25 protein-coding genes are annotated in these 26,983 nt (G+C 63.6%); 8 read left to right on the forward strand and 17 right to left on the reverse strand.

The features are described from left to right. Nucleotides 1–29: 29 nt before the first annotated feature. The 3 genes from BKY26_RS01605 to BKY26_RS01615 are packed head-to-tail and all read right to left on the reverse strand — an operon-like array spanning nt 30 to nt 3,822. On the reverse strand, nt 30–407 hold the full coding sequence (locus tag BKY26_RS01605) for an RNA-binding S4 domain-containing protein (protein WP_071688652.1): 378 nt from the start codon (nt 405–407) through the stop codon (nt 30–32). Next, nucleotides 404–3,232, reverse strand: a complete 2,829-nt coding sequence (locus BKY26_RS01610; protein WP_071688653.1) for a helicase-related protein — start codon at nt 3,230–3,232, stop codon at nt 404–406. Before BKY26_RS01610 ends, BKY26_RS01605 begins: the two co-directional genes overlap by 4 nt. Nucleotides 3,233–3,270: 38 nt before the next feature. Then, a complete protein-coding gene (locus BKY26_RS01615) occupies nt 3,271–3,822 on the reverse strand; it encodes a tetratricopeptide repeat protein (RefSeq protein ID WP_227434870.1) in 552 nt (183 codons plus the stop codon). Between the two features lie 85 nt (nt 3,823–3,907). Here BKY26_RS01615 and BKY26_RS01620 point away from each other — a divergent pair, with 85 nt between their 5' ends. Further along, entirely contained in the window at nt 3,908–4,201 is a 294-nt protein-coding gene (locus tag BKY26_RS01620; RefSeq protein ID WP_071688654.1) for an SCP2 sterol-binding domain-containing protein, read from the forward strand. Between the two features lie 6 nt (nt 4,202–4,207). Continuing rightward, nucleotides 4,208–5,152 (forward strand): alpha/beta hydrolase, encoded by a 945-nt coding sequence (locus BKY26_RS01625; protein WP_071688655.1) that lies wholly within the window; start codon nt 4,208–4,210, stop codon nt 5,150–5,152. 117 nt (nt 5,153–5,269) lie between these two features. Here BKY26_RS01625 and BKY26_RS01630 read toward each other — a convergent pair whose 3' ends face one another. The 3 genes from BKY26_RS01630 to BKY26_RS01640 form a co-directional block, all read right to left on the reverse strand. Then, a complete protein-coding gene (locus BKY26_RS01630) occupies nt 5,270–5,962 on the reverse strand; it encodes an ABC transporter ATP-binding protein (protein ID WP_071688656.1) in 693 nt (230 codons plus the stop codon). After that, nucleotides 5,955–7,241 (reverse strand): lipoprotein-releasing ABC transporter permease subunit, encoded by a 1,287-nt coding sequence (locus tag BKY26_RS01635; RefSeq protein WP_071688657.1) that lies wholly within the window; start codon nt 7,239–7,241, stop codon nt 5,955–5,957. The genes BKY26_RS01630 and BKY26_RS01635 overlap by 8 nt, the downstream gene beginning before the upstream one ends. A gap of 96 nt (nt 7,242–7,337) precedes the next feature. Further along, on the reverse strand, nt 7,338–7,832 hold the full coding sequence (locus tag BKY26_RS01640; protein ID WP_071688658.1) for a DUF2937 family protein: 495 nt from the start codon (nt 7,830–7,832) through the stop codon (nt 7,338–7,340). 183 nt (nt 7,833–8,015) lie between these two features. Between BKY26_RS01640 and BKY26_RS01645 the strand changes: the two genes are divergently transcribed. Further along, complete coding sequence (locus BKY26_RS01645; protein WP_071688659.1) at nt 8,016–8,408, forward strand: hypothetical protein; 393 nt, start codon at nt 8,016–8,018, stop codon at nt 8,406–8,408. A 196-nt stretch (nt 8,409–8,604) separates the two neighbouring features. After that, complete coding sequence (locus BKY26_RS01650) at nt 8,605–8,997, forward strand: hypothetical protein (protein WP_071688660.1); 393 nt, start codon at nt 8,605–8,607, stop codon at nt 8,995–8,997. 77 nt (nt 8,998–9,074) lie between these two features. On the opposite strand, the gene proS is transcribed toward BKY26_RS01650, so the two are convergent. Together proS and pepT are read right to left on the reverse strand one after the other, a co-directional pair. Beyond that, nucleotides 9,075–10,418 (reverse strand): proline--tRNA ligase, encoded by a 1,344-nt coding sequence (gene proS / locus BKY26_RS01655; RefSeq protein ID WP_071688661.1) that lies wholly within the window; start codon nt 10,416–10,418, stop codon nt 9,075–9,077. Between the two features lie 59 nt (nt 10,419–10,477). Beyond that, nucleotides 10,478–11,719: a peptidase T gene (gene pepT / locus BKY26_RS01660; protein WP_071688662.1), complete on the reverse strand. Its 1,242-nt coding sequence runs from the start codon at nt 11,717–11,719 to the stop codon at nt 10,478–10,480. A gap of 119 nt (nt 11,720–11,838) precedes the next feature. On the opposite strand from pepT, the gene BKY26_RS01665 reads away from it, so the two are divergent. After that, nucleotides 11,839–13,200, forward strand: a complete 1,362-nt coding sequence (locus tag BKY26_RS01665; protein ID WP_071688663.1) for an FAD-dependent oxidoreductase — start codon at nt 11,839–11,841, stop codon at nt 13,198–13,200. 23 nt (nt 13,201–13,223) lie between these two features. Here the strand turns inward: BKY26_RS01665 and BKY26_RS01670 are convergent, their stop codons facing one another. Further along, a complete protein-coding gene (locus tag BKY26_RS01670) occupies nt 13,224–13,493 on the reverse strand; it encodes a hypothetical protein (protein ID WP_131541740.1) in 270 nt (89 codons plus the stop codon). A 111-nt stretch (nt 13,494–13,604) separates the two neighbouring features. Here BKY26_RS01670 and BKY26_RS01675 point away from each other — a divergent pair, with 111 nt between their 5' ends. Then, nucleotides 13,605–14,495, forward strand: a complete 891-nt coding sequence (locus BKY26_RS01675; protein WP_071688665.1) for a LysR substrate-binding domain-containing protein — start codon at nt 13,605–13,607, stop codon at nt 14,493–14,495. A gap of 91 nt (nt 14,496–14,586) precedes the next feature. After that, on the forward strand, nt 14,587–15,003 hold the full coding sequence (locus BKY26_RS01680; protein WP_071688666.1) for a hypothetical protein: 417 nt from the start codon (nt 14,587–14,589) through the stop codon (nt 15,001–15,003). Between the two features lie 9 nt (nt 15,004–15,012). Here BKY26_RS01680 and BKY26_RS01685 read toward each other — a convergent pair whose 3' ends face one another. From BKY26_RS01685 to scpA, 6 genes are all read right to left on the reverse strand, one after another. Next, the gene (locus BKY26_RS01685) at nt 15,013–15,819 is read right to left on the reverse strand and encodes a methyltransferase domain-containing protein (protein ID WP_083431272.1); all 807 of its coding nucleotides are present in this window, start codon (nt 15,817–15,819) and stop codon (nt 15,013–15,015) included. 105 nt (nt 15,820–15,924) lie between these two features. After that, nucleotides 15,925–17,499 carry a Ppx/GppA family phosphatase gene (locus tag BKY26_RS01690; RefSeq protein ID WP_071688689.1) on the reverse strand — a complete coding sequence of 525 codons (1,575 nt, stop codon included), beginning with the start codon at nt 17,497–17,499 and terminating at the stop codon, nt 15,925–15,927. Between the two features lie 35 nt (nt 17,500–17,534). Beyond that, complete coding sequence (locus tag BKY26_RS01695; RefSeq protein ID WP_071688668.1) at nt 17,535–19,709, reverse strand: RNA degradosome polyphosphate kinase; 2,175 nt, start codon at nt 19,707–19,709, stop codon at nt 17,535–17,537. Nucleotides 19,710–19,749: 40 nt separating this feature from the next. Further along, nucleotides 19,750–20,418 (reverse strand): P-loop NTPase family protein, encoded by a 669-nt coding sequence (locus tag BKY26_RS01700; protein WP_071688669.1) that lies wholly within the window; start codon nt 20,416–20,418, stop codon nt 19,750–19,752. Nucleotides 20,419–20,421: 3 nt separating this feature from the next. Further along, on the reverse strand, nt 20,422–21,540 hold the full coding sequence (locus BKY26_RS01705) for an AI-2E family transporter (protein ID WP_071688670.1): 1,119 nt from the start codon (nt 21,538–21,540) through the stop codon (nt 20,422–20,424). 235 nt (nt 21,541–21,775) lie between these two features. Next, the gene (gene scpA, locus BKY26_RS01710; protein WP_071688671.1) at nt 21,776–23,905 is read right to left on the reverse strand and encodes a methylmalonyl-CoA mutase; all 2,130 of its coding nucleotides are present in this window, start codon (nt 23,903–23,905) and stop codon (nt 21,776–21,778) included. 143 nt (nt 23,906–24,048) lie between these two features. Between scpA and BKY26_RS01715 the strand changes: the two genes are divergently transcribed. Beyond that, a complete protein-coding gene (locus BKY26_RS01715) occupies nt 24,049–24,510 on the forward strand; it encodes a DUF4174 domain-containing protein (RefSeq protein ID WP_071688672.1) in 462 nt (153 codons plus the stop codon). A gap of 10 nt (nt 24,511–24,520) precedes the next feature. Here the strand turns inward: BKY26_RS01715 and BKY26_RS01720 are convergent, their stop codons facing one another. Continuing rightward, nucleotides 24,521–24,913: a hypothetical protein gene (locus BKY26_RS01720; protein WP_071688673.1), complete on the reverse strand. Its 393-nt coding sequence runs from the start codon at nt 24,911–24,913 to the stop codon at nt 24,521–24,523. After that, the gene (locus tag BKY26_RS01725) at nt 24,913–26,958 is read right to left on the reverse strand and encodes an acetyl-CoA carboxylase biotin carboxylase subunit (RefSeq protein ID WP_071688674.1); all 2,046 of its coding nucleotides are present in this window, start codon (nt 26,956–26,958) and stop codon (nt 24,913–24,915) included. The genes BKY26_RS01720 and BKY26_RS01725 overlap by 1 nt, the downstream gene beginning before the upstream one ends. Nucleotides 26,959–26,983 lie beyond the last annotated feature (25 nt).

Consider the following 26,983-nt stretch of genomic DNA (forward strand, 5'->3'; position numbering starts at 1 on the left):
CTGGGGCCGGTTTAATCCGGGCCGGGGCATCATTCAAGCGGGCTGCGGCGTAAAGAACCAAGCGCCCGGCGATCCTTGCCCGAGGGCCGCCCCTTTCCCTCGTATGACGGGTTTTGCGGGACGGTTTCCTTGACCGGTGTCAAATCGTCATAGAGTTGTTGCGCTTCCGGGGCCGGTCCACGGCGTTCGCCAATGGCCACGACCCGCACAACCCGCACCTCGCGCCCCTGCGCGAAGGTCAGCACATCGCCGGGGCCGACCGTCACCGCAGGCTTGTGGACCTTCTGGGAATTCACCCGCACATGCCCACCTGACACGACGCGTGCGGCCAGGGTGCGAGTCTTGAAGAACCGCGCGTGCCACAGCCATTTGTCGAGCCGCAGCCGAGGGGTCGCCCCCTCGGTCAGGAGTTGCCCTTGAGCCCCGCCAGCGCCTGCGCGAACGGGTTATCGGGGTCGATCTTCTTCTCGCGACGCTCGGGCTTGGCCGAATAGGACTTGGGCTTGTCATTGCGGGGCCCCTTGGGTCCGCCTTTGCCCTGCGGCTTGCCTTTGCCACGCGGCTTGCCGCCCTGTTTGCCACCCTCGCGGCGCGGGCCTTGCGGGCCGGTCCGGCGGCGGGGTGCCCAGGTGAAGGTGTAGAAGGTCTCCATCTCGGGCTCAGCCGCCTCGGCGCTGCCCTCATCCGGTAGTTCAACGGGCGCGTCCGCCGGGGTTTCGACGGGGGCCTCGACCGGCGCTTCGACAGGCGTCTCTGCAGGGGTCTCGGCAGGTGCCTCGGGCGCTTCCGCAGGCGCATCGCCCGGCACTTCGGCGGGGGCCTCAGGCTCACCACCCGCAGCGGCAGGGGCCGCTTTCACCTTGGCGCGTTCACCCTTCTCGGCGGCATAGCCAAGCCCGCCCATCAGATCGGCGAACTGATCGAGCGTCATGCCGGTGATTGACAGCATGTCGGCGGTTGCCTCGAACCCGCCCCGGCTGTCCTGCTGGCGCAGCATGTCGGCCAGGCGTTCCAGCATGTCGATGCGGATCGCGCGGGCGCCGGCAAGGCGATAGCCCGAATTGGTGTAATATTCGCGCGGCGCGCCCTCGACGGCAGGGATCGTCACCAGACCCGGTGGCGGGCTTTCGTGGAACTCGTCATGGTCATTGGCCAGACCCCACAGCACCAGACGCAGCCGTGTGGGCGCGGGTTTCAGCAGCAGCTGCTGGAAAATCGTGAACTGACCGAAGCGGACACCATGCTTGCGCAGCAACCCGCGCGCGTCCTGATCGAGCGCCTTCACGTCCTCGGCCACCTCGGCGCGCGGCAGCACGCCCAGCGCTTCGACCAGACGGAAGGCAAAGCCGCGGGCCAGCCCAGTGATCGCCTCGTCGCGCGACATCGCCAGCAACGGCTCGAACAGGGTCGCCACCTTGCGGTCGATGAAATGCTGCAACCGGCGCTGCACCTTCTGCATCACCTCGGGGCCGGCTTCGTCATCCACGAAGGCTTCGGCCACGGGCTTCAGAGGCTCCGCCCCCTTCACCAGCTTGCCAATCGCCTGGTCGCCCCACATCAGGCCACCCTGTTCGGTAAAGTCGAACTCCGTATCGGGGGCGTTGTAGAACCGGTCGGCGCGCAAGTGGAATTCGGGCCGCAAAGCCGCAACCGCCGCCTGGCGCAGCGTCTTTGCCTCATCCGGGGTTGCGCTGGCATCCTGCCGGAAGCGGAACCCTTCCAGACGGCCGACGAATTCGCCTTCAACCGTCACTTCACCCTTGTCGTTCACGTCGGCCACAAGGCCCTCCTTCTGCTTCAACCGGCGCATCAATACTCTTGTGCGCCGGTCAACAAATCTTTGGGTCAGACGTTCATGCAGAGCATCTGACAGGCGGTCTTCTACGGCACGCGTGGCTCCGCGCCAATGGCTTTCGTCATCAACCCAGCCGGAACGTTGCGCCACATAGGTCCATGTGCGGATATAGGCCAATCGTTTCGAGAGCGTGTCAATGTCGCCATCTGTCCGGTCCAGACGCTTCACCTGACGGGCCATCCAGTCATCCGGTACCCGGCCCACCCCGTGCAGGAATTCGTAAATCCGCGCCAGCAGGGTCGCGTGTTCGGCGTGGCTGATGCCCCGGAAGTCGGGGATACAGCAGATATCCCACAACAGGCGCACATCCTTCGCGCCGCTGATCCGGTCGGCCATTTCCGGCATCGCCGCGATGGTCTTGAGCGCGCGGATATCGTCGGCCTCGCGCGCACGGGTCAGCCATTCATCCTCCGCCGGGGCCTCCAGCGAGGCAATCAGCCGGTCCACGGTGCCGAACGCCATCCGCGCATTGCGCCAGAACAGCTTGCCCACGGGCCGGAAGGAATGGTTGGTGATCGCCTCGACCACCTCATCCTCCAACGGACTGGCCTCGCCCGTCACCCCGAACGTCCCCGGCTGCGTATGCCGCCCGGCACGGCCCGCGATCTGGGCCAGTTCATTGGGCGCCAGCATCCGCATCTTGCGCCCGTCGAACTTGCGCAGGCCCGAAAAGGCCACATGCCGAATATCGAGATTGAGCCCCATCCCGATGGCATCCGTCGCCACCAGGTAATCCACGTCGCCGTTCTGGTAGAGCTCCACCTGCGCGTTCCGCGTGCGTGGGCTAAGCGCCCCCATCACCACGGCGGCCCCGCCCCGCTGTCGGCGCAGCAATTCAGCAATCGCATAGACATTCTCGACCGAGAACCCCACGATCGCCGCCCGCGTCACCATCCGGCTGATCTTCTTCGATCCGGTATAAGTCAGCTCCGAAAACCGCTCCCGCCGCATGAACTGCGCACCCGGAACCAGCGCCGCAATCGCGCTGCGCATGGTGTCAGAGCCGAGGAACAGCGTCTCATGCAGCCCCCGCGCGTGCAGCAGCCGGTCGGTAAAGACATGCCCCCGCTCGGGGTCCGCACACAGCTGGATTTCATCAACCGCCAGGAAATCGCAGCCCATGCCCGTGGGCATCGCCTCGACCGTGCAGACCCAGTATTGGGCGCTATCCGGCACGATCCGTTCCTCGCCGGTGATCAGCGCCACCACGCGCGGCCCGCGCAGCGCGACGATCCGGTCATAGACCTCGCGCGCCAACAACCTCAAAGGCAGACCAATAACCCCCGTGCGATGCGCCAGCATCCGCTCGATGGCGTAATGAGTCTTGCCGGTATTGGTCGGCCCGAGAACGGCCGTGATGCGCCCCTGGCGTTGCATGGTTCTGCTCTGTCGCCCTTCACTCGGGATCGCGGTACTTAAAGGGCGGTGCCCTCGGTCGCCCGTTCCAGCCGGGCTATGGCACCATGTAGGTCGGCGCGGTGCGGATGTATAGCGAAGGCGGCACGATAAGCGGCAAGTGCGGCCTCCTGATCACCAACTTCTTCCAGAATCGCCCCGATTCCGGCCAGAGCCCCGTAGTGGCGCGGCTCCAGCACCAGAACATGGCGCAGATCGTCCAGCGCCGGCCCGATCAGCCCGGCAAGGAAATAGGCAATCGCGCGGCTGTTATAGCCCTCTGCGAACTCCGGCGCGTGGTCGGTCAGGGCGGTCAGATGGTCAATCGCCGCCTCGAAATCCTGTTCCTCAATCGCGTCCTGCCCGCGCCGCAGTAGCAGATCGGCAGAAGCCGAGCCTGACAGGCTCAACTGGATCTCGATATCGCGTTCCACCGTTTCCCAGTTTGTAGTGCCGGGGTCGGCCAGTTGCCGGAACAGCTCGTCCAGTTGATCGGCAACGCCCTGCCCCGGCAGCAGCCACAGACACAAGGCAATGGCTGCCGTCACGACACTGTTGTATGTTGAACGCATATTCCGCATGGTCATTCCCGAACTTAGCATCTGGGGCCGGTCATTCCAGTGATTTCCGGCCTGAAACTGACGAAGGACGCATCACATGAGCGAGATCATCACAGCAGCCGTGGCCGCACTTTCCGAAAAACTGTCGGGCGGCTTTGACGGCACCGCGAAATTCTCCATCGACGGCGAAGGCGCGATCATGGTCGACGGCAGCGGCGTGCGTGCCGCCGATGACAGCGACGAGGCCGACGTGACCCTGTCTGCCGACGCCGACACCTTTCAGGAGATTCTGTCGGGCGAGTTGAACCCGACCTCCGCCTTCATGGGTGGGCGCCTGCGCCTTGACGGCGACATGGGCACCGCCATGCGTCTGGGTGGCCTTCTGGGATAAGCAACGATGGAACCGGCCCCGTTTCTTCAGGATATCGCCGAAGGTCCCGAAGGGGCCAATGCCTACTGGCTTCGCGCCAGGGACGGCACGCGCCTGCGCGTGGGCGTCTGGCCGGCGGGACCCAAGGGCACCATCCTGATGTTTCCGGGCCGGACCGAATATATCGAGAAATACGGCCGCCTCGCGCGGGAATTCGCGGGGCTCGGCTATGGCATGCTGGCGATGGATTGGCGCGGTCAGGGCCTGTCCGACCGGCCAGCGCATCGCCGCGACATGGGCCATGTGGTCAGCTTCGATGAATACCGCGAAGACGTGGACGCCCTGCGCGCCGTGCTCGACCAACTCGACCTGCCGAAACCCTGGTTCCTTCTGGGCCATTCCATGGGCGGCGCGATCGGTCTGCGGGCGATCTATGACGGGCTGCCGGTGTCGGGCGTGATCTTTTCCTCACCGATGTGGGGCATCCGCATGTCGGGCTTCCTCAAGGCGATTTCCGGCGTGGTCATGGGACTGTCCAAACCGTTCGGGCTGGACAAGAACTTTGCCCCCACCACCGGCCCCGCCACCGCGATGGAATACAACGACAACCCGCTGACCAATGACCGGGACATGTTCAACTACATGGAAGGTCAGGTCGCCAAACACCCGGAACTGGCGCTCGGCGGCCCCTCGATCCGGTGGGTCAATGCAGCGCTGGAAGAAACCGCCGCGCTGATGGAGATGGACCCGCCCGATATGCCGATGTTGGTGTTTCTGGGCAGCGATGAACGCATCGTCGAACCGCCTGCCATCCACACCCGCGCCGCAAGCTGGCCGGACAGCCGGTTGCAGCAGATCGACGGCGGGCGGCACGAGATCCTGATGGAGGGCGACGCGATGCGCGGCCCGGTGGTGAAGATGATCGCCGACTGGTGCGCCGAGGTGCTGACCGTCAAACGCAAGACCGGCTAAGCCGTCTGCCCGCACAGCTTCTGCCAGCTCAGAAACCAGTGCCTGTACCCGCCATCTGTCTGCACGCCCGGTGTACGGGGGGTGTACAGGGGGTGTACGCATGGCACCCCCCTGTTTTCAGCCCTCGGGCTGCGCCACCAGCACCCCGTCCTGAAGGTGCAGAACCCGGTCCATCCGGGCGGCAAGCTCCAGGTTGTGGGTGGCAATCAGTGCCCCCATCCCGGTTTCCCTGACCAGCGTCAAAAGCGCGTCGAAGACCACGTCTGCAGTGCCGGGGTCGAGGTTTCCTGTTGGCTCATCTGCAAGCAAAATCAATGGCTTGTTTGCCAGGGCCCGACAGAAGGCCACGCGCTGTTGTTCGCCGCCAGACAGCGCCGCGGGCCGGTGATCGGCGCGGTTTTCCAGCCCCACGCGCGCCAGCAGCTCCGCCGCCCGCGCCTCTGCCTCAGCTCGCGGGATGCCATTGGCCAGCTGCGGCAGGATGACGTTTTCGGCGGCGGTGAACTCCGGCAGTAGATGGTGAAATTGATAAATAAATCCAACACCTTGCCGCCGCGCCGTCGTGCGTGCCCGGTCCCTTGCGCGGGTCAGGTCATCGCCCCCGATTCGCACTGTTCCGGCATCCGCCGTATCGAGCAGCCCCGCGATATGCAGCAGCGTCGACTTCCCCGCCCCAGAGGGCGCCACCAACGCCACCACTTCGCCCGGCTGAATGGCCACGGACGCACCCCGCAGCACCCGGATTTCCCCTGGTTTTCCAAGCTTGTAGCCCTTCTCGATCCCATCGAGGTCCAGCACCGGATCACTCATAACGCAGCGCCTCCACCGGGTTCATCCGCGCCGCCCGCCGGGCCGGGAATATGGTGATCACGAACGACAGCCCAAGCGACAGCGTCACCGCCGACAACACGTCGCTAAGTTCCAGCCGCGCCGGTAGCGTCGAGAGGAACCGCACCGACGGGTCCCAGACCCCGCCCCCCGCCATCCAGTTCACGGCGGCGAAAATGGGGTCGATCCAGATCGCGAAGGCGCAGCCAAGGGCGACGCCCGCCAGAGTTCCCGCGACGCCGATGGAGGAGCCGCAGATGAAGAAAACCCTTAGAATTGAACCCTCTGACAGCCCCATGGTGCGCAGGATGCCGATGTCGCGGCTCTTGTTTTTCACCAGCATGATCAGGCCGGACACAATGTTCATGGTGGCAATCAGGACGAGGATCGAGAGGATGATGAACATCACGTTATCCTCCATCTGCAAGGCCCGCAGAAACGCGCCGGAACTGTCGCGCCAGGTCCAGATGATCACGTCGGCCTCAGCCGCGCGGGTCAGGGGAATGACCATGTTCAGGACGGTATCGGGGTCCGCCACGCTGACCTCGATCTCATCGGCCACCTCGTCGCGGTTGAAATAGGTCTGCGCCTCGTCAAACGGCATATAGATGCGAATGCGATCTATGTCGTAACGCCCAACCTGAAAGATATAGGTTACTTCATAGGCGCTGATCCTTGGGCTGGTGCCAAAGGCCGTACGCGCACCATCAGGGGAAATCAGGCGGATGCGGTCGCCCACGCTGACGCCCAGTTCCCGCGCCACGCCGACGCCCAAAGCCACGCCATAGGGAAAGTCGCTGAGCGTGCCATAGGCCAGTTCCGGGTTGGCGACCAGGGGCACCTCATCCAGATTTTCCGGCGTAATTCCAATGACTTCCACACCCGCATTGCGCCCGTTCGCAGTGGCCATGACCTGCCCGCGAATGACCGGGAAGGCGCTGGTGACGCCCTCAACGCCGCGCAGCCGTTCGGCAATGGCATCGTAGTCGGACAGCACCCGCAGGCTGCGCCCGCCCTCCACCTGCCGGCCCACCGGGATCACGCTGGCATGGGGGTTCGCGCCCAGGATGGTGCCGACGAATTCATGCCGGAACCCGGCGCGCACCGAGAGCGTGGCAATCAGCGCCATCACCGCCAGCATGATGCCTAGGAAGCTGATCCAGGTCATCACGCTGACCCCGCCTTCGGCGCGCTTGGCACGGATATAGCGCCAGGCGATCATGAACTCGAACCGGGCGAAGGGCTTGGGCGGGGTTGGCATGGCTGCTCCTGTCTTGCGCCGCTGGTGGCTCGGGCGCTTGGGGCGCAGGTTAGCGCAAGGCGCGGGCAGCGGAAACCGCCCATTCACATGCCCGTTTCACGTTTCGGCGACAGGCCGCCGCCGCATCAAACGGCCCAAGCCGGACAGGAACAGAGCCAGCAGGCCATAGCCACCCACAAACCCTACCCCGGCGAAGCCCGCGCCACTGGCGGTCAGCGGCAGGGCCGGGCGGAAATCCTCCAACGCGCGGCGGCCGATTTCGGTGTCCAACCGGGCGGGCAGCAAGAGGGCGCGTTCCACCGGCCCCGCCGCGCGCAGCAGCGTCAGGTCAGAGGACAAGGCCTCATACCGTGTGATCGTGCGGGTCATGTCGGCATTGCGGGCGGCGAGGAAGGTTGACCCGGACAGCTCCGCCAGCGCCTCCTCCCGTGTCAGCCCTGCGGATTGGGCGGAGCGGTCGAAGTCGGCCACCACGACCGACAGTTCATCCACCGCGCCCGCCAGCCGTTGCACATAATGCTGCGACGCCTCGGGGAACTGCGCCATCGCGCCCGCGCCTGCCAGTCCGGCGGCCAGTGCCAGTAATCTCATGGGTCTGCCTGTTCTCTGCTTTTTGGCCAGCATAACACAGGGCGGCCCCATCTGTTGAGGCCCCTGCCCGGCCCCGGCGAAACCCTGCCGCCTGCATATTGGGGGATCGACCTCATGCCCCGCGTGGCCTCCCTCCGGCACAACTGGGTCATCGAAACACAGCATCCTACAGGAGACACCAAGATGACCTTCAAGACCTTCACCAAAGCCGCCCTCGCCGCCGCTGCCCTCGCCGCCACCGCCACAACTGCCAGTGCCTGGGGCTTTGATATCTGCGAGGATGTCACGATGCGCCTCAACAACAATTCCGGTCAGGCGATCGAAATCTACGACCTCGATTATTACGATTTCGGCCAGAGCATCTGGCGGTCTGAGCCCCTGCCCGACCGCGTCATTCAGAACGGCGGCAGCTTCTCCTTCACCCGCAACTTGGAAGATGTGGAAAACGCCCAGACAATGCTGCGCTTCCGCTACCGCGCCACGAACAGCCAGGGCCGGTGGGAAAGCGGCTATGTGGCGCAGAGCAACACCTTCACCTGCCGCCACAACCGGTCCGTCACCGTCAGCGTTCGCTGAAGATCTTTCCTTCAGTCATGCACCGCGTCTTGGGGAAACCTGGGGCGCGGTTTTTCTTTTGTGTCAGGGGCTTGCACCGAACTTTACCGAACAGGCGCGCATATTGGGGGATCGACCCCATGCCCCGTGCGGCCCCCATCCGGCACAACAGGATCATCGAAACACGGAACACACCGACACCAAGGAGACTAGACCAATGACCTTCAAGACCTTCGCCAAAGCCGCCCTCGCCGCCGCTGCCTTCGCCGCCACCGCCAGCTCTGCCAGCGCATGGGGCTTCGACATCTGCGAGGATGTCACCATGCGCTTCCACAACAACACCGGTGCCGCAATCCAGATCTACGACGTGGACTACTACGATTACGGCCAGGGCATCTGGCGGTCCGAGCCGTTCGAGAACCGCGTGATCCAGGATGGCTACTACTTCAGCTTCACCCGCAACCTCGAAGACGTGGAAAACGCCGACACCCTGCTGCGCGTCCGCTACCGCACCACCAATGGCAGCGGCCAGTGGCGGGGCAACCACCGGGCGCAGGGCAACACCTTCACCTGCCGCCACAACAGCACGGCGAATGTCTATATCCGCTGAGCCCTCCCCCCAAAAAGCAAAAAACCGCGCCCCAAGCTCTCGGGGCGCGGTTCTTTCTTGTCGATCCGGTCCGGCGGTCAGCCCATATGCGGCGCGTAGATCTCCTGCACGCGGGCGATTGCGGCCTCAAGGCTCATCTCTTCGCTCTCGCCCGTCCGGCGGCTGGTCAGTTCCACCACACCGTTTTTCAAACCTCGCGGCCCCACGGTGATCCGCCAGGGCAGGCCGATCAGGTCCATGGTGGCGAATTTGGCGCCCGCCCGCTCCTCGGTATCGTCATAGAGCGGTTCCAGCCCGGCAGCGTTCAGCGCCTTGTAAAGCTGTTCACAGGCGGCATCGGTAGCCTCGTCCCCCTGACGCAGGTTCACGATCCCCACATGGAAGGGCGTCACGCCCTCGGGCCAGATGATGCCCTTGTCGTCATGGCTCGCTTCGATGATCGCGCCAAGCAGGCGGCTGACGCCGATGCCGTGGCTGCCCATATGGACCGGAACCTTCTGCCCATCAGGCCCCTGCACCATCGCGCCCATGGGCTCGGAATACTTGGTGCCGAAATAGAAGATCTGGCCCACTTCGATCCCGCGAGCTGACCGACGGCGGTCTTCTGGAATCGCATTGAAGGCGGCCTCGTCATGGGTTTCATCCGTGCGGGCATAGAGCGAGGTGAACTCCTCCATCACCGCGCGGCATTCCTCGTGGCTGTCATAGTCGATCTCGCGCGCACCCAAACGGATATCAGTCACGGCGCTGTCGTAGAACACTTCCGACTCGCCCGTTTCCGCCAGCACAAGGAATTCATGGGTGTCGTCGCCGCCAATGGGGCCGGAATCGGCGCGCATCGGGATGGCTTGCAGACCCATACGCTCATAGGTGCGCAGGTAGCTCACGAGGTGGCGGTTATAAGCGTGCAGCGCGTCCTCTTTGGTGAGGTCGAAGTTGTAGCCGTCCTTCATGTAGAATTCGCGCCCCCGCATCACGCCGAAACGCGGGCGGATCTCATCGCGGAATTTCCACTGGATCTGATAGAGCGTCAGCGGCAGATCCTTGTAGCTGCTGACATGGCTGCGGAAGATATCCGTCACCATTTCCTCGGCGGTCGGCGTATAGAGCAGATCGCGTTCGTGCCGGTCCTGCATGCGCAGCATTTCCTGACCGTAATCGTCATAGCGCCCGGATTCGCGCCACAGGTCCGCCGGTTGCAGAATGGGCATCTGGATCGCGATGTGACCGGCGCGGGCCTGTTCCTCATGCACGATGTTCTCGATCTTGCGCAGCACCTTGAAGCCAAGCGGCAGCCAGGAATAGATGCCAGCGGCCTGCTGTTTGATCATACCGGCGCGCAGCATGTAGCGGTGGCTGACGATCTGGGCCTCGGCGGGGGTTTCTTTCAGAACGGGCAGGAAGTAGCGGGACAGACGCATGTGGGCAGACCTATAGGTTCGTTTGGCCCCTGATTAGGGGAAAGGGCGCGCGGGGGCAATCAGGGTTGCGCGGCGCGGGCGGCAAGGCTGAGGCAGACCTTGGTGGCCAGCGCCATATCCTGCACGCTGACCCATTCCAGCGGCCCGTGGATTTCCTGCATCCCGCAGAAGATGTTGGGGCATGGCACGCCAAGCTCGGTCAGGCGAGAGCCGTCGGTGCCGCCGCGAATGGCGGTGCTGTCGGGGTCCATCCCGTGTTCCCTGTACGCTTCGCGGGCGAGGTCCACGGGCGACATGTCCTTTTCCAGCCAGTAGCGCATGTTGCGGTATTGGGGGCGGATCGCGCAAATGATCTCGGCACGCGGTTCGGTGGCGGCGACGGTCTCGCAGACCTGTTGCAGAAGCGCGCCTTTCGCGGCGAGGCCGTCGAGTTCGAAATCGCGCAGGATGAAGCTGAGTTCGGCCTCGGCTGCCGTTCCCGACATCGCATATAGATGGATGAATCCGTCGCGGTCTTCGGTCGTTTCCGGGGTCATCGTCACATGCGGCAGGGTCTGCACGATCTTGGCCGCCAGATGCAGCGCGTTGACCAGCTTGTCCTTGGCCCAACCGGGATGCGCGGCGACGCCTTTGACGGTCACAAGCGCGCCGTCGGCGGAAAAGCTTTCATATTCCAACTCGCCCGGCATCGACCCATCGAGCGTATAGGCGAAATCGGCCCCCAGATCGGCGGGCAAGCGCGCGTCCACTCCGCGCCCGATTTCCTCGTCAGGGGTGAAGGCGATGCGGATCTTGCCATGGCTGTGCCCCGGCTCGGACAGCAGTTTGCGCGCCATGGTCATGATGATCGCGATACCCGCCTTGTCATCGGCGCCAAGCAGCGTGGTGCCACTCGCCGTGATAATGTCCTCGCCCACTTTCTCGGCCAGGTAGGGCGCGTTTTCGGGTGAGAGTTTCAGCCCCGGCGCATCAGCGAAGGTGATGTCGCCGCCATTGTAGTGGCGATGCACCACGGGCTTCACTCCCGTCGCGTTGAAGGCGGGCGCGGTATCCATATGGGCGCAGAAGCCCACGACCGGCGCCCCCTCCACGGTGGCCGGGATCGTCGCCAGAACCGCGCCGTACTCGGTTAACTGAACGTCCGCCGCCCCGATCTCCTCCAGTTCCGCCTTCAGGACGCGCGCCAGATCCAGCTGGATCGCAGTGCTGGGAGAGGTCGGAGAAGTCTCATCGCTTTGAGTGTCGATGGCGGCGTAACGGACAAGGCGGTCCTCCAGCTCGGAATCGAATTCGGTGCGCATTTGGGGTCCTTTCTGCTGGATCGCATCAGGGCCAAGCCGCCCGGCACTGTCAAGCCGATTGACCCCGCCGCGCGGATGGTGATTGTAACCGTTTGATGACACCACAGGCGGAGCGACCCATGCTGACCATCACCGAACCCGCGCGCGAGATACCAGTCGTTCATCAGACCGAGGTGCTTGTCGTGGGCTCCGGCCCCGGCGGGCTGGCTGCAGCCCTTGCCGCCGCACGGGCGGGGGCGGAGGTGACGCTGCTCGACCGGTTCGGCTGTTTCGGTGGCAACATCACCGTGGTCGGGGTCGAGGGCTTTGCCTGGTATCGCCATGAACAGACGGTGGAGGCTGGCGGCATCGGCTGGGAATTCGAGGAGCGCGCCAAGGCCATGGGCGCGGCGGTGCCCGAAAGCCAATCGCTGTCCTATGAACTCGACAGCGAGGGGTTCAAGCTGGTCGCCGACCGGCTGGTCGAAGAGGCCGGAATTCACCCAATGCTGCATCGCGCCTTCGTCGCCCCGATCATGGAGGGCAACGTGATCAAAGGCGTGATCGTCGAAAGCAAAGCCGGACGCGAGGCTGTGCTGGCCAAACGGGTGATCGACGCAACGGGCGACGCGGACGTTGCGCATCGCGCCGGTGCCCCCACCCGCAAGACCCCGCTGGAGGAAACGCAGGCCGCAAGCGTCATGTTCCACGTTGCGGGCGTCGACAAGCAGCGCTTCATGGAGGGCGTCAAGGCCGACCCACAGACCTATGCCAACTGGTCCACCGGCGAATGGCAGGTGGAAACCGACGGCAAGGAAGACGAGATGTTCTCGCCATTCCTCGCCAAACCCTTCGCGCAGGCGATCCGCGACGGGGTGATCCCCGCGCATCTCAATACCATCGGCGGCACCTGGGGCGCGGTGCATGACAGTGGCGAGATGACCTATATGAACCTCGTCCACCTTGCGGGCTGTGATGGGGTGGATCCCGACAGCCTGACGAGGTTCGAGATCGAGGGGCGCAAACAGGCGATGCTGGCGATCGAGGCGCTGCGCCGCTACACGCCGGGCTGCGAGGGCGTCAGGCTGCGCAATTTCGGCATGTCCATCGGCATCCGCGACAGCCGCAAGATCGACGCGGTCTACAACATGACCGAGGGGGATGTGCGCCATCAGGGCCGGTTTGAAGATACAATCGGCATCTACCCGGAATTCATCGACGGCTACGGCATCCTGATCCTGCCCACGACGGGGCGCTACATGCAGATCCCCTATCGGTCCATGCTGCCCAAAGGGGTCGAGAACCTGCTGGTCACGGGCCGCGCCATTGGGGGCGACAAGGTTTCCCACGCGGCGGTGCGCAACATGGCCTGCTGCGCGGTCGCGGGCCAGGGCGCGGGCGTGGCGGCGGCACTGTCGCTGAAATCGAACCGGGGTCTGGCGGATGTGGACCTGTCCGCCGTTCAGGCGGAGCTGACCCGTCAGGGCGTGCGCATCCACTAGGCGGCCCCGAGGCCGGGCGCCCCCTAGTCAGGCGCGGGCAGTTCCAGAACGACAGGCCCCATGCGCCAGACCTGGCAGGCATCACAGGACCTGCCTTCATCCTTCTGAAAGCCGATATCGGCCAGCAGATGCGGCGAAAGCTCTGCAAGCCGCAACAGATCCTCATCGCAGCCGGGGCCCATATCGTGCCTTTGAATGCGGCGTACGAAATCCACCAGCACATGCAGACCGCGGGCCAAGCCCCCCGCGCGATTACCCTTGGACAAGGGTGATATTTCCTGAACGAAGGCCATCCTGTTGCTCCAGACTTATTCGGCTAAAGGCAAATTAAATGGCCACACAGACTTGCCGCAAACCACAATTCCTCGCATCATGAGTGAGTAAATCTGATCCAAAGGCACTCTATGCGCCTCCCCCCTCTCAACGCACTGCGCGCCTTCGAGGCGGCGGCCCGGCATAATGGCTACATCGCCGCTGCCGAAGAACTGCACGTCACACGCGGGGCCATCAGCCGGCAGGTCAAGCTGTTGGAGGAGCATCTGGGCGTGCAGCTGTTCCAGCGTGGCCATAACGGCGTGACACTGACCGAGGCGGGCGGGGACCTGCTGCCGGTGCTGACGGATGCGTTCGGCAAGATCGCCGCGCAGGCCGACCGGATGACCGAGCAGGCAACAGCATTGCGCATCATCTGCCCGCCCACCCTGTCGATCCGCTGGCTTTTCCCGAAACTGGCGCAGTTCCGACAGGCACATCCCGAGACCCCGGTCCGCCTGACAACCGACTTCTACGGGCAATCCGGCTTCGATGCGACGCGCTATGATCTCGGTGTTTCGCTGGAATTCTGGCCGGGTCGGTCGCCGGACATACAGATCCAGCCGGTGTTCCCGATGCGCCTGTCCCCTGCCTGCGCGCCCGCGCTGCTGGAGGATGGCCCTCTGCTTGCCTCCCCTGCCGATCTTGGGCGTTTCACCTTATTGCACGAAAGCGCGGCGCGAAAGGACTGGCGCACATGGGTGCAGCATTTCGGCGTCGACGGGCTCGATCCCGGACAGGGGGAAGCCTTCCCAAATCTCGACATGGCGGCAAAGGCAGCGGTGATGGGGGCTGGCGTCGTCATGGCCGATCTTTCCCTCTGCCGCGAAGAGCTGGAGCGCGGTGCGCTTGTGCTGCCCTTCCCCGACATGACCTGCGCCACGCCCCATGGCCGCTATGCGCTGATCGGCGCGGCAGACCGCTGGAACGCACCCGGTGTGAAGATCTTTCGAGACTGGATCGCGGAAGCAGCCACTCTCTGAGCCATGTTGACCGATGACGCCCGAGTCAAACGGCAAGCGCGCATCTGTGTTGCTTTTGTGTGAGAGTGAATTTAGCGGCAGGAGGGTCCACATGCCCCGCAATCCAACGAGCAAAGCGACAGGCTATTCCGGGAAACCGCTCTACCAGAAGCTCGGCCTGAAACCGGGGTTGAGCTATCTTGCCCTGAACCCGCCTGCTGATATCGACGTGCTTCTGGCCGGGGCAGAAGGGGTGAAGATGCTGACCGGGCGCACCGAGGCCGACATCGTTCACCTCTTTTGCCCTGATCGGGCGACGCTGGACAAGGAAGGCCCCGACGCATTGAATCTGGTGGCCCAGAAGGGGATGCTCTGGATCAGCTGGCCCAAGAAATCCTCGCCCCTGTTCAGGGACCTCACTGAAGACGGGTTGCGCGAGGTGATGTTGCCGACGGGATGGGTCGATGTGAAGGTCTGTGCCGTGGATCAGGACTGGTCGGCCCTGAAATTCCTGCGTCGCAAGACCTAAGACACAGCACTAGCCGGGCTTTGTCGCGATCTGGCTGACATAGGACATGAAGCCAAAGAAACGGTTTGCCCTGAGGCGCGCCACGGCTTCAGCCTTCAGTGCTTCAGCAGTCTCGGGCTGCAGCATGCCGGTTTCAACCATACGCTCGGCTCCGCGCGCAATGACGGTCATGAAGTACGCCGCATCGCCGTCAGCGACATAGCCATGCCCCTGACGCGCACCCATGTTGAAACCGCATTCAGTCAGCATTCCGCCGATCTGACGCATGATCCAGAGGTTCGTGACATTCTGGTTGATCATGAAGCGGACAAGCTGATCAAGCGGATCGAAATCGGCAATCTGGGCGGTGGCCGTGTCGTAGTCTCCATCGCAGATTGCCAAAACACCCCCGGGTTTCAGTACACGGTAAGCTTCTTTCAGGACATCTTCCGGACCTGGGACGTGACACAAAAGCGTGTGCATCAGGACGAGGTCAACCGACCCCGCCGGAAGCCCGGTCTGTTTCGCATCGCCAATCTCGAAGCTTAAACGGTCATCATCGGAAAATCTTTCAATGGCGCGCTGTGCAAGGATCGGAGAAGGCTCGATTCCAACTGCCTTGGCCGCCCCGGCCATGGTCAGCAGATCCTTGGTGACATGGCCCGTTCCAGAGCCGAACTCTACCGCCAATGCATCGTCAGGAAGCTGCAGCCCGCTCAGATAGGCTGCACGGATGGCAACCTGGCTGGGGTCGAGACAGCGGGCATCCATAGCATCGGCGATCTGTGCCTGAACCTTTTTATTCTGTGATCCCAAGTCTGAATATGGGTCTGACATGTGTCACCTCGGGTCAAAACTAATAAAAGTGACCCGACCCTAGCACAACCACAGGACGATTTACATCATGACCGGTACGCCTGACCATGCAGGGTGAACATTGCCCTACCGCAGCCCCTTCACCACCGGCTCGGCCCCGATGGCAGCCGCAAGCGCCTTGAACCGGGCCTGCGCCACTTCCCCGAAGAGATCGCGGGCGGTATCGGTCTTCAGGGTCAGCTCCAGGATGCCCTTTTTCGGGTAGAGCTTGAGCTTGCCATGATCCAACGGCTTTTCCAGCGTGAACATCGCCCCGAACCGCATGGCGCGGCCCATAATTTCGGCCTGCTGGATCTGCTTCTCGGTCAACAGCTCCAGCAAGGGGTCAAAGCCGGTATCCTTGCGGCTGGACTTGTAGCGGTGCAGCAATGCAAGACCCAGATAGACCCGTTCCTCATGGGTCAGACCGCCCAGGTTGGCGCGCGTGGCATTGTCGAAACAGACTTCTGCGCGATAATCGGGATGCGCCCGCCAGCTGACGTCATGCAACAGGCACGCCGCCCGCATTACGCGTTTCATCTCGGGACGGATGCTGCCGAAGAGGGGCTCGATGAAGCGGTAGAGCGCCCGTCCGAAACCCGGCATCCGGGCATTGGCGAGTTCCATCTGATAGGCGGCTTCGATCAGCGGATCACGCTGGCGCTGTTCGTCCGACATCTGTTCGTAGAGCAGCCCTTCACGGATACCGTAAGACGAGATTGCCACCTCATCGGGCTTGAAGCTGCGCACCAGCTCTTTCAGTACCAGCGAGGCCAGCGGCACAAGCGCCATCCGTTCGGCACTGGTGCCGGTGCGGGCGCGCAGGCCTTCCATATCCGCCTTCTGGATATAGGCAATCGTGGCGCGGATATCCTTGCGGGACATCCGGTATTCATGCAGCACCTTCAGCGGATAGCCCTGACGTTCCATGTCGATCCGGGCAATCGCCCGCCACGACCCGCCCACGAGGAAGAGGCGCCCCGCAGGTTCCGTGAACTGTTCCCTCAGCACGGCAATGCGATCCTTGATATGGGCCTTGATCGCCTTCTTGCCGCCCTTGATCCCTTGCAACTTCAGCGGACCCAGATCAGAGGTTTCGCGCGCCCCGACCTGCCCGTCGCCAAGCAGTTCCGCCAGCTCCATGGACGAGCCGCCGATATCGCAAATCATGCCGAACGCGCCGGGCCAGCCAAGCAGCACCCCCTGAGCGGACAGCCGCGCCTCTTCCCTCCCGTCGATGACATGGATGGTCAGGCCGGTTTCACGTTCTGCTTCGGCCTTGAACTCGGGGCCGTCCTCGGCCTCTCGCATCGCGGCGGTGGCGACGGTGACCAGTGAGGTCACGTTCATCCCTTTGGCCAGCGCGGCGAAGCGTTTCAACGCCGCCAATGCGCGGGGCCGGCCCGTTTCGGACAGTCGCCCTGTCTGGGCAAAGCCCGCCCCAAGGCCACAGAGGATTTTCTCGTTGTAGAAATAGGCAGGTGAGCGCGCCGCGCCGTCAAACACCACCATCCTGACCGAGTTCGAGCCAATGTCGATCACGCCCACACGCGCCAGGTTCCGCGCGTGCGGATCCTGGAATAGTGGCGTCCCGAAAAGCCCCCCGTCGGCCACCGTTCCGGACCCTGCGATACGCGGATCCGCCAATTCGGCTTGTCCCATCATGGCTTGGTCATGGCACGGGAAAAGCGCTTTGGTCAATCATGCGAATGCGTCAATTCAGGCACATCCGCCGCCCCCGCCGATCCGCGTCCCGAAAGCGACGGATTCTGCATGAAAAACCGGTGGCAGGAAAAGGGCTTGTCGATCTGATCGAGGTCGGGCCGCACGAAACTGCCATCTGCCTGCAAGACCCAGCTTTGCGCCACATCCGCCAGATTCGCCGCCATGATCTGGCTGACGATCTGCGCTTTCACCGTGGGGTTGGTGCATTCCACCAGCGTTTCCACCCGGCGATTGAGGTTGCGCCCCATCCAGTCGGCCGAGCTGATATAGACCCGCGCTTTCTTGGCGGGCAGCCCATGACCATTGCCGAAACAGACAATCCGGCTGTGTTCCAGGAACCGGCCCACGACCGATTTCACCCGGATGTTTTCCGACAGCCCCTTCACACCCGGACGCAGCCCGCAGATGCCCCGGATCACCAGGTCGATCTTCACTCCCGCCTGGCTGGCCTCGTAGAGCGCGTCAATCACATCAGGCTCGATCAGGCTGTTCATCTTGGCCCAGACCATTGCCGGTTTGCCCGCGCGGGCATGGTCCGCTTCGGCCTTCAGATTCTCGATGATCGTCGATTTGAGGTTAAGCGGCGAAATGCGCAGATTGTCCAGCTTCTCGGGTTCCGCATAGCCGCCCACATAGTTGAACACCTTGGTGGCATCGCGGCCAAGCGCGTCGTCACAGGTAAAGAGGCTCAGGTCCGTATAAATCCGCGCGGTGATCGGGTGGTAATTCCCCGTCCCGAAATGGGTATAGGTCACCAGCCGGTCGCCTTCGCGCCGGACAACAGCGCTGATCTTGGCGTGGGTCTTGTAATTGATGAACCCATAGACCACATGCGCGCCCGCCCGCTCCAGCTTGCGCGACTGGCGGATATTGGCGGCTTCGTCGAACCGGGCTTTCAGCTCCACCAATGCGGTGACAGATTTGCCGTTCTCCGCCGCTTCGCATAGCGCATCGACGATGGGAGACTCGTTGGATGTCCGATAGAGCGTCTGCTTGATCGCCACCACATTGGGATCACGCGCCGCTTGGGCCAGGAACCGGATCACCATGTCGAAGGTTTCATAGGGGTGGTGCAGCAGCATGTCCTTTTGCCGGATGGCCGAGAACATGTCGCCCTCGTGGTCCTGCACCCGTTCGGGCACCCGCGGGGTAAAGCTGGGCCAGAGCAGGTCGGGCCGTTCGTCGAGCACCAGTTCCTTGAGCCGCGCGAGGCCGATCATGCCGCGCACCTCGACCACCTCGTCACCGATGACGCCAAGCTGTTCGCAGATTTCCTCTTTCAGCGCAGACGGTGCCCCGGCAGAGACCTGCAGGCGCACCACATGGCCACGGCGGCGGCGCTTCAGGGCGGTTTCGAACTCGCGCACGAGGTCTTCGGCTTCTTCCTCCACTTCCAGATCGCTGTCGCGCAGCACCCGGAACATGCACGATCCGGTCAGCTTGTAACCGGGGAAAAGCGTGCCGATTTTCAGCAGCAGCAATTCCTCCAGCGGCAGAAACCGCGCGGCACCTTCCGGCGCGGGCAGGCGCACGAAGCGGTCGATCTGGCCGGGGATCGGCAACAGCGCCTGCAAAGGCCGCCCGTCGCGTTCCCTCTTCATCTGCAGGGCCAAAGACACGCCTTCGTTCGGGATGAAGGGGAAGGGGTGGGCCGGGTCGATGGCGAGCGGCGACAGGACCGGGAAGACATTGGACAGGAAGATATCGTCAAGCGCGGCCTTATCGGCAGATTTGAGGGCCGAGCGCGTCACGACGGTGATCTTCTCCGCCTCCATCTCGGATTTCAGCGCATTCCACGCCGCCTGCTGAGACTGCATCAGCTTACGCGCATCCGCATTGATCAGGCGCAGCTGTTCCGTCGGGGATCGCCCATCATCGGAAGGCGTCGTGTTGCCCTCATTGGCAAGCTCGCGCAGGCCCGCGACACGGACCGTGTAGAACTCGTCCAGGTTGGCCGCCGAGATCGACACGAAACGCACCCGTTCCAGAAGCGGTACGCGGGGGTTTTCCGCCTCTTCCAGCACCCGCCAGTTGAAGGCCAGCCAGCTGAGTTCACGGTTGAAAAACCGCTGCGGTCCGCTGCGCTGCGCTTCGGGCAGGTCGACCGGAGCGGGGATGGGTTCGTGCAGGAAATCGGCGTTGATCATGTGGCTGCCATAGGCTTGAGGTGTGACACCCGCGTGACACTCATTCCGCCAACTCCGCGAGAAGCGTGGCAATCATGGGCTTCGTGGGTCGCGTCTTGTCGCGCAGGGCGCGGGCGTCGATGGCTTCGACCAGCTGTCGGGCCGCAACGAAGGACCGCTCCATCCGCAGAACCGCATAAGAGATCAGCGCGGGGCCGAGCGCAAGCTGACGGTCCGCCGCAAGCTTGACCATGACCGCAGAGAGCAATGCATCATCCGGCCCGTCCAGCTTCAGAATCCCGGCCTGCTGCATCCGGCTTTTCAGGTCCGGCAGGGTGACGGGCCAGCGAGACGGGTCCGTCCGTGCCGTCAGCAACAGCCGCCCACCCTGCCCCAACACCGCGTTGTGGAGGTGAAAAAGTGCGGTTTCGGCGGCGATTCCGGTGATCCTATCGGCATCCTCGACCACAAGCGTCGGTCCGGCATCCTCGGGCGAAAGGTCCGCAAGTGCGGCCGCATCGACCACCCCTGCGCCCGTCATTGCAGCCCAGACATGCGCCAGATGTGTCTTGCCCGACGCCTCTGGCCCAACCAGCACCATCTTGCCATGCGGCCAGCTCTCCCACGCTTCGATCCCGGCCACGGCGGCGGCATTGGCGCCTGAAACGAAGAGATCATCGCGCCCTAGGGCGGTGCGCACGGGAAGGTCAAGAAGAAGCTGTTCGGCCATGTCTTACATGTCGTCGTCTTCGGCGCGGCCTTCAAGCCCTTTGTAAAGCCTGCCCTCTCGATACTGCGCCATCCCGTAGCGCACAAGCACCCCGATCATCGCAGCGACAGGCACCGCGACCAGCATGCCGACGAAGCCGAAGATCGAGCCGAACGCGGCAAGCGCGAAGAGCAGCCAGACCGGGTGCAGCCCGACCGAGCTGCCAACGAGATTGGGGGTCAGCACATTGCCCTCTGCCACCTGTCCGATGGCGAAGATCACCGCGACGATACCGATGCGCAGCCAATCCGTGGCATGGCGGACGGTCTCGCCATCCACCACTTCACTATACCCCCAGTACTGGAAGAGTGCGAGGCCGATGGCCAGCACACCCCCTACCAAAGCGCCCACATAGGGGATGAAAGTCAGCGCCCCGGCGATCAGCCCGACAATGAGGCCAAAGTTCAGCCCCACGGACATCAGCGCGATGGCGTAGAAAATGCCAAGGATCAGGCAGACCGTCCCCTGTCCGCGCACGAAACTGGCCAGCGTCCGGTCAATCTCGGACGCCAGCTGCCGGATCACCGGCGCATGATCGCGGGGCAGCAGGTCGTCGATGCCTGCAATCATCCGGTCCCAGTCGAGCAGTAGGTAGAAGGCCACCACCGGCGCGATCACCAGAACCACGACGCTGTTGATGGCCGCCCCAGCCGAGGACAGGACCGAAGAAATCACCGTACCGATCTGGCTGCGGGCAGAGGCCAGCACATCGGCGATGGTCTGGCGCGCGGCGCTGTCTTCCTGAATCAGCGTCGGGAACCGCTCCAGCAGCACATCGCGCACGGTTTCGTAAAGCTCGGGTGCGGCCTGCACGAGGGCAATCACCTGCCCGATCAGCATCGGCAGCACCAGGAGCAGCGCCAGCAGGAACAGCAAGACCGAGAATGCAAAGATCACAACCGTTGCCCAGGCCCTTGAAAAGCCGCGATCCTCCAGTCGGTCTGCCAGCGGGTCGAGACAATAGGCAATCGCCCCGCCCACAACGAAGGGCAACAGCACCTGCCCCAGAAACCACATGAGCAACAGAAAGACAGCCGCCGCGATTCCCCAATAGGTCGCTTGCTGTTTCACGGGCAGGGCCATGGGGCGATCATCCTTCCAGGAACGGCGGTCAGTTGCCCCAAGCTGCCCCTGACGGGCGGGGTTTTCAAGCCGAAGCTGGCAAATTCGCTGATCATGGCACGAACGCGTGAGGCTTGCCGAGCTTCGGGCGCTGCGTATCACGGGTGCCCCGGCCGGTCCGCCCCCGGTGGCACGCGCGCAAGCATGGAAAAAGGCCCCGCCTTGGACGGGGCCCTTCAGTGTATCGTTTCAGGGATCAGCCGCGCGTTTCGCGCACGATGTCGAGGATCTGCTTGGCCGCCTCGGGAATGTTCGTTCCTGGCCCGAAGATCGCCTTCACCCCGGCCTTGTAGAGGAATTCGTAATCCTGCTGCGGGATGACCCCGCCGCAGATGACGATGATATCCCCGGCCCCTTCCGCCTTCAGCGCCTCGATCAGCTTGGGCGCCAGCGTCTTGTGCCCTGCAGCCTGGGAACTGATGCCGATGATATGCACGTCATTGTCGATGGCGTCCTGCGCGGCCTCTTCGGGCGTCTGGAAGAGCGGGCCCACATCCACGTCGAACCCGATATCGGCGAAGGCCGTGGCGATGACCTTGGCACCCCGGTCATGCCCGTCCTGACCCATCTTCACGACCAGCATCCGCGGCCGGCGGCCTTCTTCCTCGGCAAACTTTTCCACATCCGCCTGAATCGCGGCAAAGCCCTCGTCGCCCTCATAGGCCGCGCCATAGACCCCGGCCAGCGTCTTGACCTCGGCCCGGTGGCGGCCGAATTGCTTTTCCATAGCCATGCTGATTTCTCCGACAGATGCGCGGGCGCGGGCCGCTTCCACGGCTGCCTCCAGCAGGTTGCCGCCCTCTTCGGCGCGGCGGGTGAGTTCATCGAGCGCGGCCTGGCAGGCGGCCTCGTCGCGCGACGCACGGATCTTCTCCAGCCGGGCAATCTGGCTGTCGCGGACCTTCACATTGTCCACGTCGAGAATGTCGATCGGATCCTCGTGATCCTTGCGGTACTTGTTTACGCCGACGATCACCTCGTCGCCCCGGTCGATCATCGCCTGCCTGCGCGCTGCTGTTTCCTCGATGCGCAACTTGGGCATGCCGGAGGCGACCGCCTTGGTCATGCCGCCCATCTCCTCGACCTCCTCAATGAGCGCCCATGCCTTCTCCGCCAGTTCGGCGGTCAGGCTTTCGACGTAGTAGGAGCCCGCCAGCGGATCGACCACGTTGGTGATGCCGGTTTCTTCCTGAAGGATCAGCTGCGTGTTGCGGGCAATCCGGGCGCTGAACTCGGTCGGCAGGGCGATGGCCTCGTCCAGAGCGTTGGTATGCAGCGACTGCGTGCCGCCAAGCGCCGCCGCCATCGCCTCATACGCCGTGCGGATCACGTTGTTATAGGGGTCCTGTTCCTGCAAGGACACGCCCGAGGTCTGGCAATGGGTCCGCAGCATCTTGGAGCGGGGGTTCTTCGCCCCGAACTCGTCCATGATCCGGTGCCACAGCAGCCGCGCGGCGCGCAGCTTGGCCGCTTCCATGAAGAAATTCATGCCGATGGCGAAGAAGAAGGACAGCCGCCCGGCGAACTTGTCCACATCCATGCCCGCATCAATCGCTGCGCGCACATATTCGCGCCCGTCCGCCAGCGTATAGGCCAGCTCCTGCACCAGGTTCGCGCCTGCCTCCTGCATGTGATAGCCGGAGATCGAGATCGAGTTGAACTTGGGCATCTCGTTCGAGGTGTATTCGATAATGTCCGAGATGATCCGCATCGAGGGTTCCGGCGGATAGATATAGGTGTTGCGGACCATGAACTCCTTCAGGATGTCATTCTGAATGGTGCCCGCCAGCAACGCCTTGTCATGGCCCTGCTCTTCCCCCGTCACGATGAAATTGGCGAGGATCGGGATCACCGCGCCGTTCATGGTCATCGACACGGAAATCTTGTCGAGTGGAATGCCGTCGAAAAGGATCTTCATGTCCTCGACGCTGTCGATGGCGACACCGGCCTTGCCCACGTCGCCCTCCACCCGCGGGTGATCGCTGTCATAGCCCCGGTGCGTGGCCAGGTCGAAGGCGACCGACACGCCCTGTTGCCCGGCGGCGAGCGCCTTGCGATAGAAGGCGTTCGATTCCTCAGCCGTGGAAAACCCCGCATATTGGCGGATCGTCCAGGGACGGCCCGCATACATGGTGGCCTTGACGCCCCGCGTGAACGGCTCCTGCCCCGGCACGCTGCCCATGTGCGGCAGATCGGCGGTATCCTCCTCGGTATAGAGGGGTTTTACGGCGATGCCTTCCAGCGTGTTCCAGGTCAGGTCATCCAGCGCACGGCCCCGGAGTTCCTTTGCCGCCATGTCCTGCCAGCTTTCGGTCTTGTCGCTCATCTTCTCGGTCCTCTTCTCAATCCCGCGCCGGGGGGCAATCGCCCCTGCCCCGCGCCATGCAGGGACGCTTTCTTGCGCCCATGCGGTTATGCCTCTTCGCTTTCACGGAACGCGCGCCTATATCTTTGACATACGGAGGTTTCATGCGCGCAGTCCTGTTTCTATTGCTGGCCCTGACGCTCGCCCTTCCGGGCGTTGCACAGCAGGCCGACGCCCCGGTTGAGGCGGAAGTTGCCGTGCCGGTGCTGCAAGTCATCGACGCGGTTGAAAGCGGTATCACGCTGGACGAGCTTATGTGGGTCTCGCGGCCCATCGTGGTCTTTGCCGATACCGACCGCGACCCCCGCTTCCAGGACCAGATCGACCTGCTGCTGGAAAGGCCCGGCCCCTTGCTGGAACGTGATGTCGTGGTGGTCATTGATTCCGACCCCGACGCCGAAAGCCCGGTCCGGCAGGCGCTGCGCCCGCGTGGGTTTTCGATGGTGATCATCCAGCGCGACGGCCATGTCGCCTTGCGCAAGCCCAACCCGTGGGACGTGCGCGAGATCACCCGCGCCATCGACAACCTGCCGATGCGGATCGAGGAGATGGGGCTGTCGCAATAGGCCGGTTCGGTCATGCCTCGCCCCCCATGCCGCCAAGGATCACGCCCCCGGCAAGGAAGAGCGCGCCAAGCGCCACCAGCCCCGAGGTTGCAGGATCGGTCTGAAGCCCGATCACCGCGCCCATGACGCCACCACCGGCCAGTAAAAGCGCCAATGCAGCGATCCCGGCAAGGCTCAGCCACCGACGCCCAAGCCACAGCTTCAACGCCCCGGCCCACACCCCTGCCCCGGCAACAACCGCCAGCAGCAGCGCGCCCACCAGAGGCCCGGCCTTGACCTGATCGCTCAGGAAATCGGCCAGCAGCAGCCAGAACACACCCGCCATCGCCCCGAGACCGGCCAGAAAGCCGAGCCCGTGCACCGCCCAGATCCGGGCGGGGGCATATGGCGGGCATGCTGTCATCACTCGAATTCCATGATCACGTCATCCACGGCCAGGCTGTCGCCCGCCGCCGCGTTGATCTTGGACACGACGCCCTTCTTCTCGGCCCGCAGGATGTTTTCCATCTTCATGGCTTCCACGGTGCACAGCGCCTGGCCCTCCTGCACTTCCTGTCCGACCTCGACATTCACCTTCACGATGAGCCCCGGCATCGGGCAGAGCAGCAGTTTCGAGGTGTCAGGCGCGACCTTCTCGGGCATCAGCGCCGCCAGTTCCGCCTGACGCGGGCTGCGCACCTTCACGGCCAGATCGGCCCCGCGCGTCCGCAGGCGGAAGCCTTGCGTGATCTTGCCCACTTTCAGCACCAGCGGCCTGCCATTCACATCCAACACCGCCAGTTGGTCGCCCGGCGTCCAGTCGCTGGCCACCCGCAGCACCTGCCCATCCGGGAAGGTCACGGTCGACCCTTCGTGATCGGCGTCGATATGCACGGGGAAGCTTTCGCCCTGCAGCGCCACGACCCAATCGGTTGCCACGCGCCGTTCATGGTTGTCCATCCGGCCCGACACACGGGCGCGGCGGATCTCGGCCACCCGGTGCATCGCGGCGGCAGAGGCGGCAACCCGGCGCAGTTCTTCCTCGGGCAGCGTCACGCCCTCGAACCCATCCGGATATTCCTCGGCGATGAAGGCCGTGGTCATATCGCCCGAGATGAACTTGGGGTGATCCATCACCGCCGACAGGAAGGGCAGGTTGTGGCCGATGCCCTCCACCTCGAAACTGTCGAGCGCAATCCGCATCGCCTCGATCGCCTCGGCGCGGGTCGGCGCCCAGGTGCAGAGCTTGGCGATCATCGGGTCGTAATACATGCTGATCTCGCCGCCCTCATAGACGCCGGTATCGTTGCGCACGGCAGAGGAGCCTTCGGGCGCATCGCCCTGCCATTTGCCATTGATCAGCATCGGCCCGGCGGCGGTTTCCGCAGGCGGACGATAGCGGGTCAGACGACCGATAGAGGGCAGGAAGCCGCGATAGGGGTCTTCCGCATAAAGACGGTTTTCAATCGCCCACCCGGTCAGAGTCACATCGTCCTGGGTGATCGACAGCGGTTCCCCGGCAGCCACGCGGATCATCTGTTCCACGAGGTCCACACCGGTGATCAGTTCCGTCACCGGATGTTCCACCTGCAGGCGGGTGTTCATTTCGAGGAAGTAGAAATTCTTCTGCCCATCCACGATGAATTCCACCGTGCCCGCGCTCGCATAGCCCACGGCCTTGGCCAGCGCGACGGCCTGTTCCCCCATTGCCTTGCGGGTCGCCTCGTCGAGGAAGGGCGACGGCGCCTCTTCCACCACCTTCTGGTTCCGCCGCTGGATCGAGCATTCGCGCTCGCCCAGGTAGATGCCGTTGCCATGCGCATCGCACAGAACCTGAATCTCGATATGGCGCGGCTGCGTGACAAACTTTTCGATGAAGATCCGGTCATCGCCAAAGCTGTTCGCGGCCTCGTTCTTGGACGACTGGAAGCCCTCGCGCGCCTCCTCGTCATTCCAGGCAATCCGCATCCCCTTGCCGCCGCCCCCGGCGCTGGCCTTGATCATGACGGGGTAGCCGATTTCGTTGGAAATCTTCACCGCTTCGTCAGCATCCTCGATCAGGCCCATGTAACCGGGCACTGTGGATACTTGTGCATCCTGTGCAATCTTCTTCGAGGTGATCTTGTCGCCCATGGCTTCGATCGCGCCGACCGGGGGGCCGACAAACGCCACGCCAGCCGCTTCAAGAGCTTCCGCGAACTTGCTGTTCTCAGAGAGGAACCCATAGCCGGGGTGAACAGCCTCAGCGCCTGAGGCCTTGATCGCCTCCATCACCTTGTCGATGACGATGTAGGACTGGTTCGCAGGCGGAGGTCCGATATGTATAGCTTCGTCCGCCATCTGAACATGCAGCGCATGTTTGTCGGCATCGGAATAAATGGCGACCGTCGTGATCCCCATCTTCTTGGCTGTCTTCATCACGCGGCAGGCAATCTCGCCCCGGTTCGCGATCAGGATCTTGTTGAACATGGTCCCTTGTCCTCCTCTTACGCCG

The organism is Nioella sediminis (genome assembly GCF_001879695.1).
Taxonomy (GTDB): Bacteria; Pseudomonadota; Alphaproteobacteria; order Rhodobacterales; family Rhodobacteraceae; genus Nioella; species Nioella sediminis.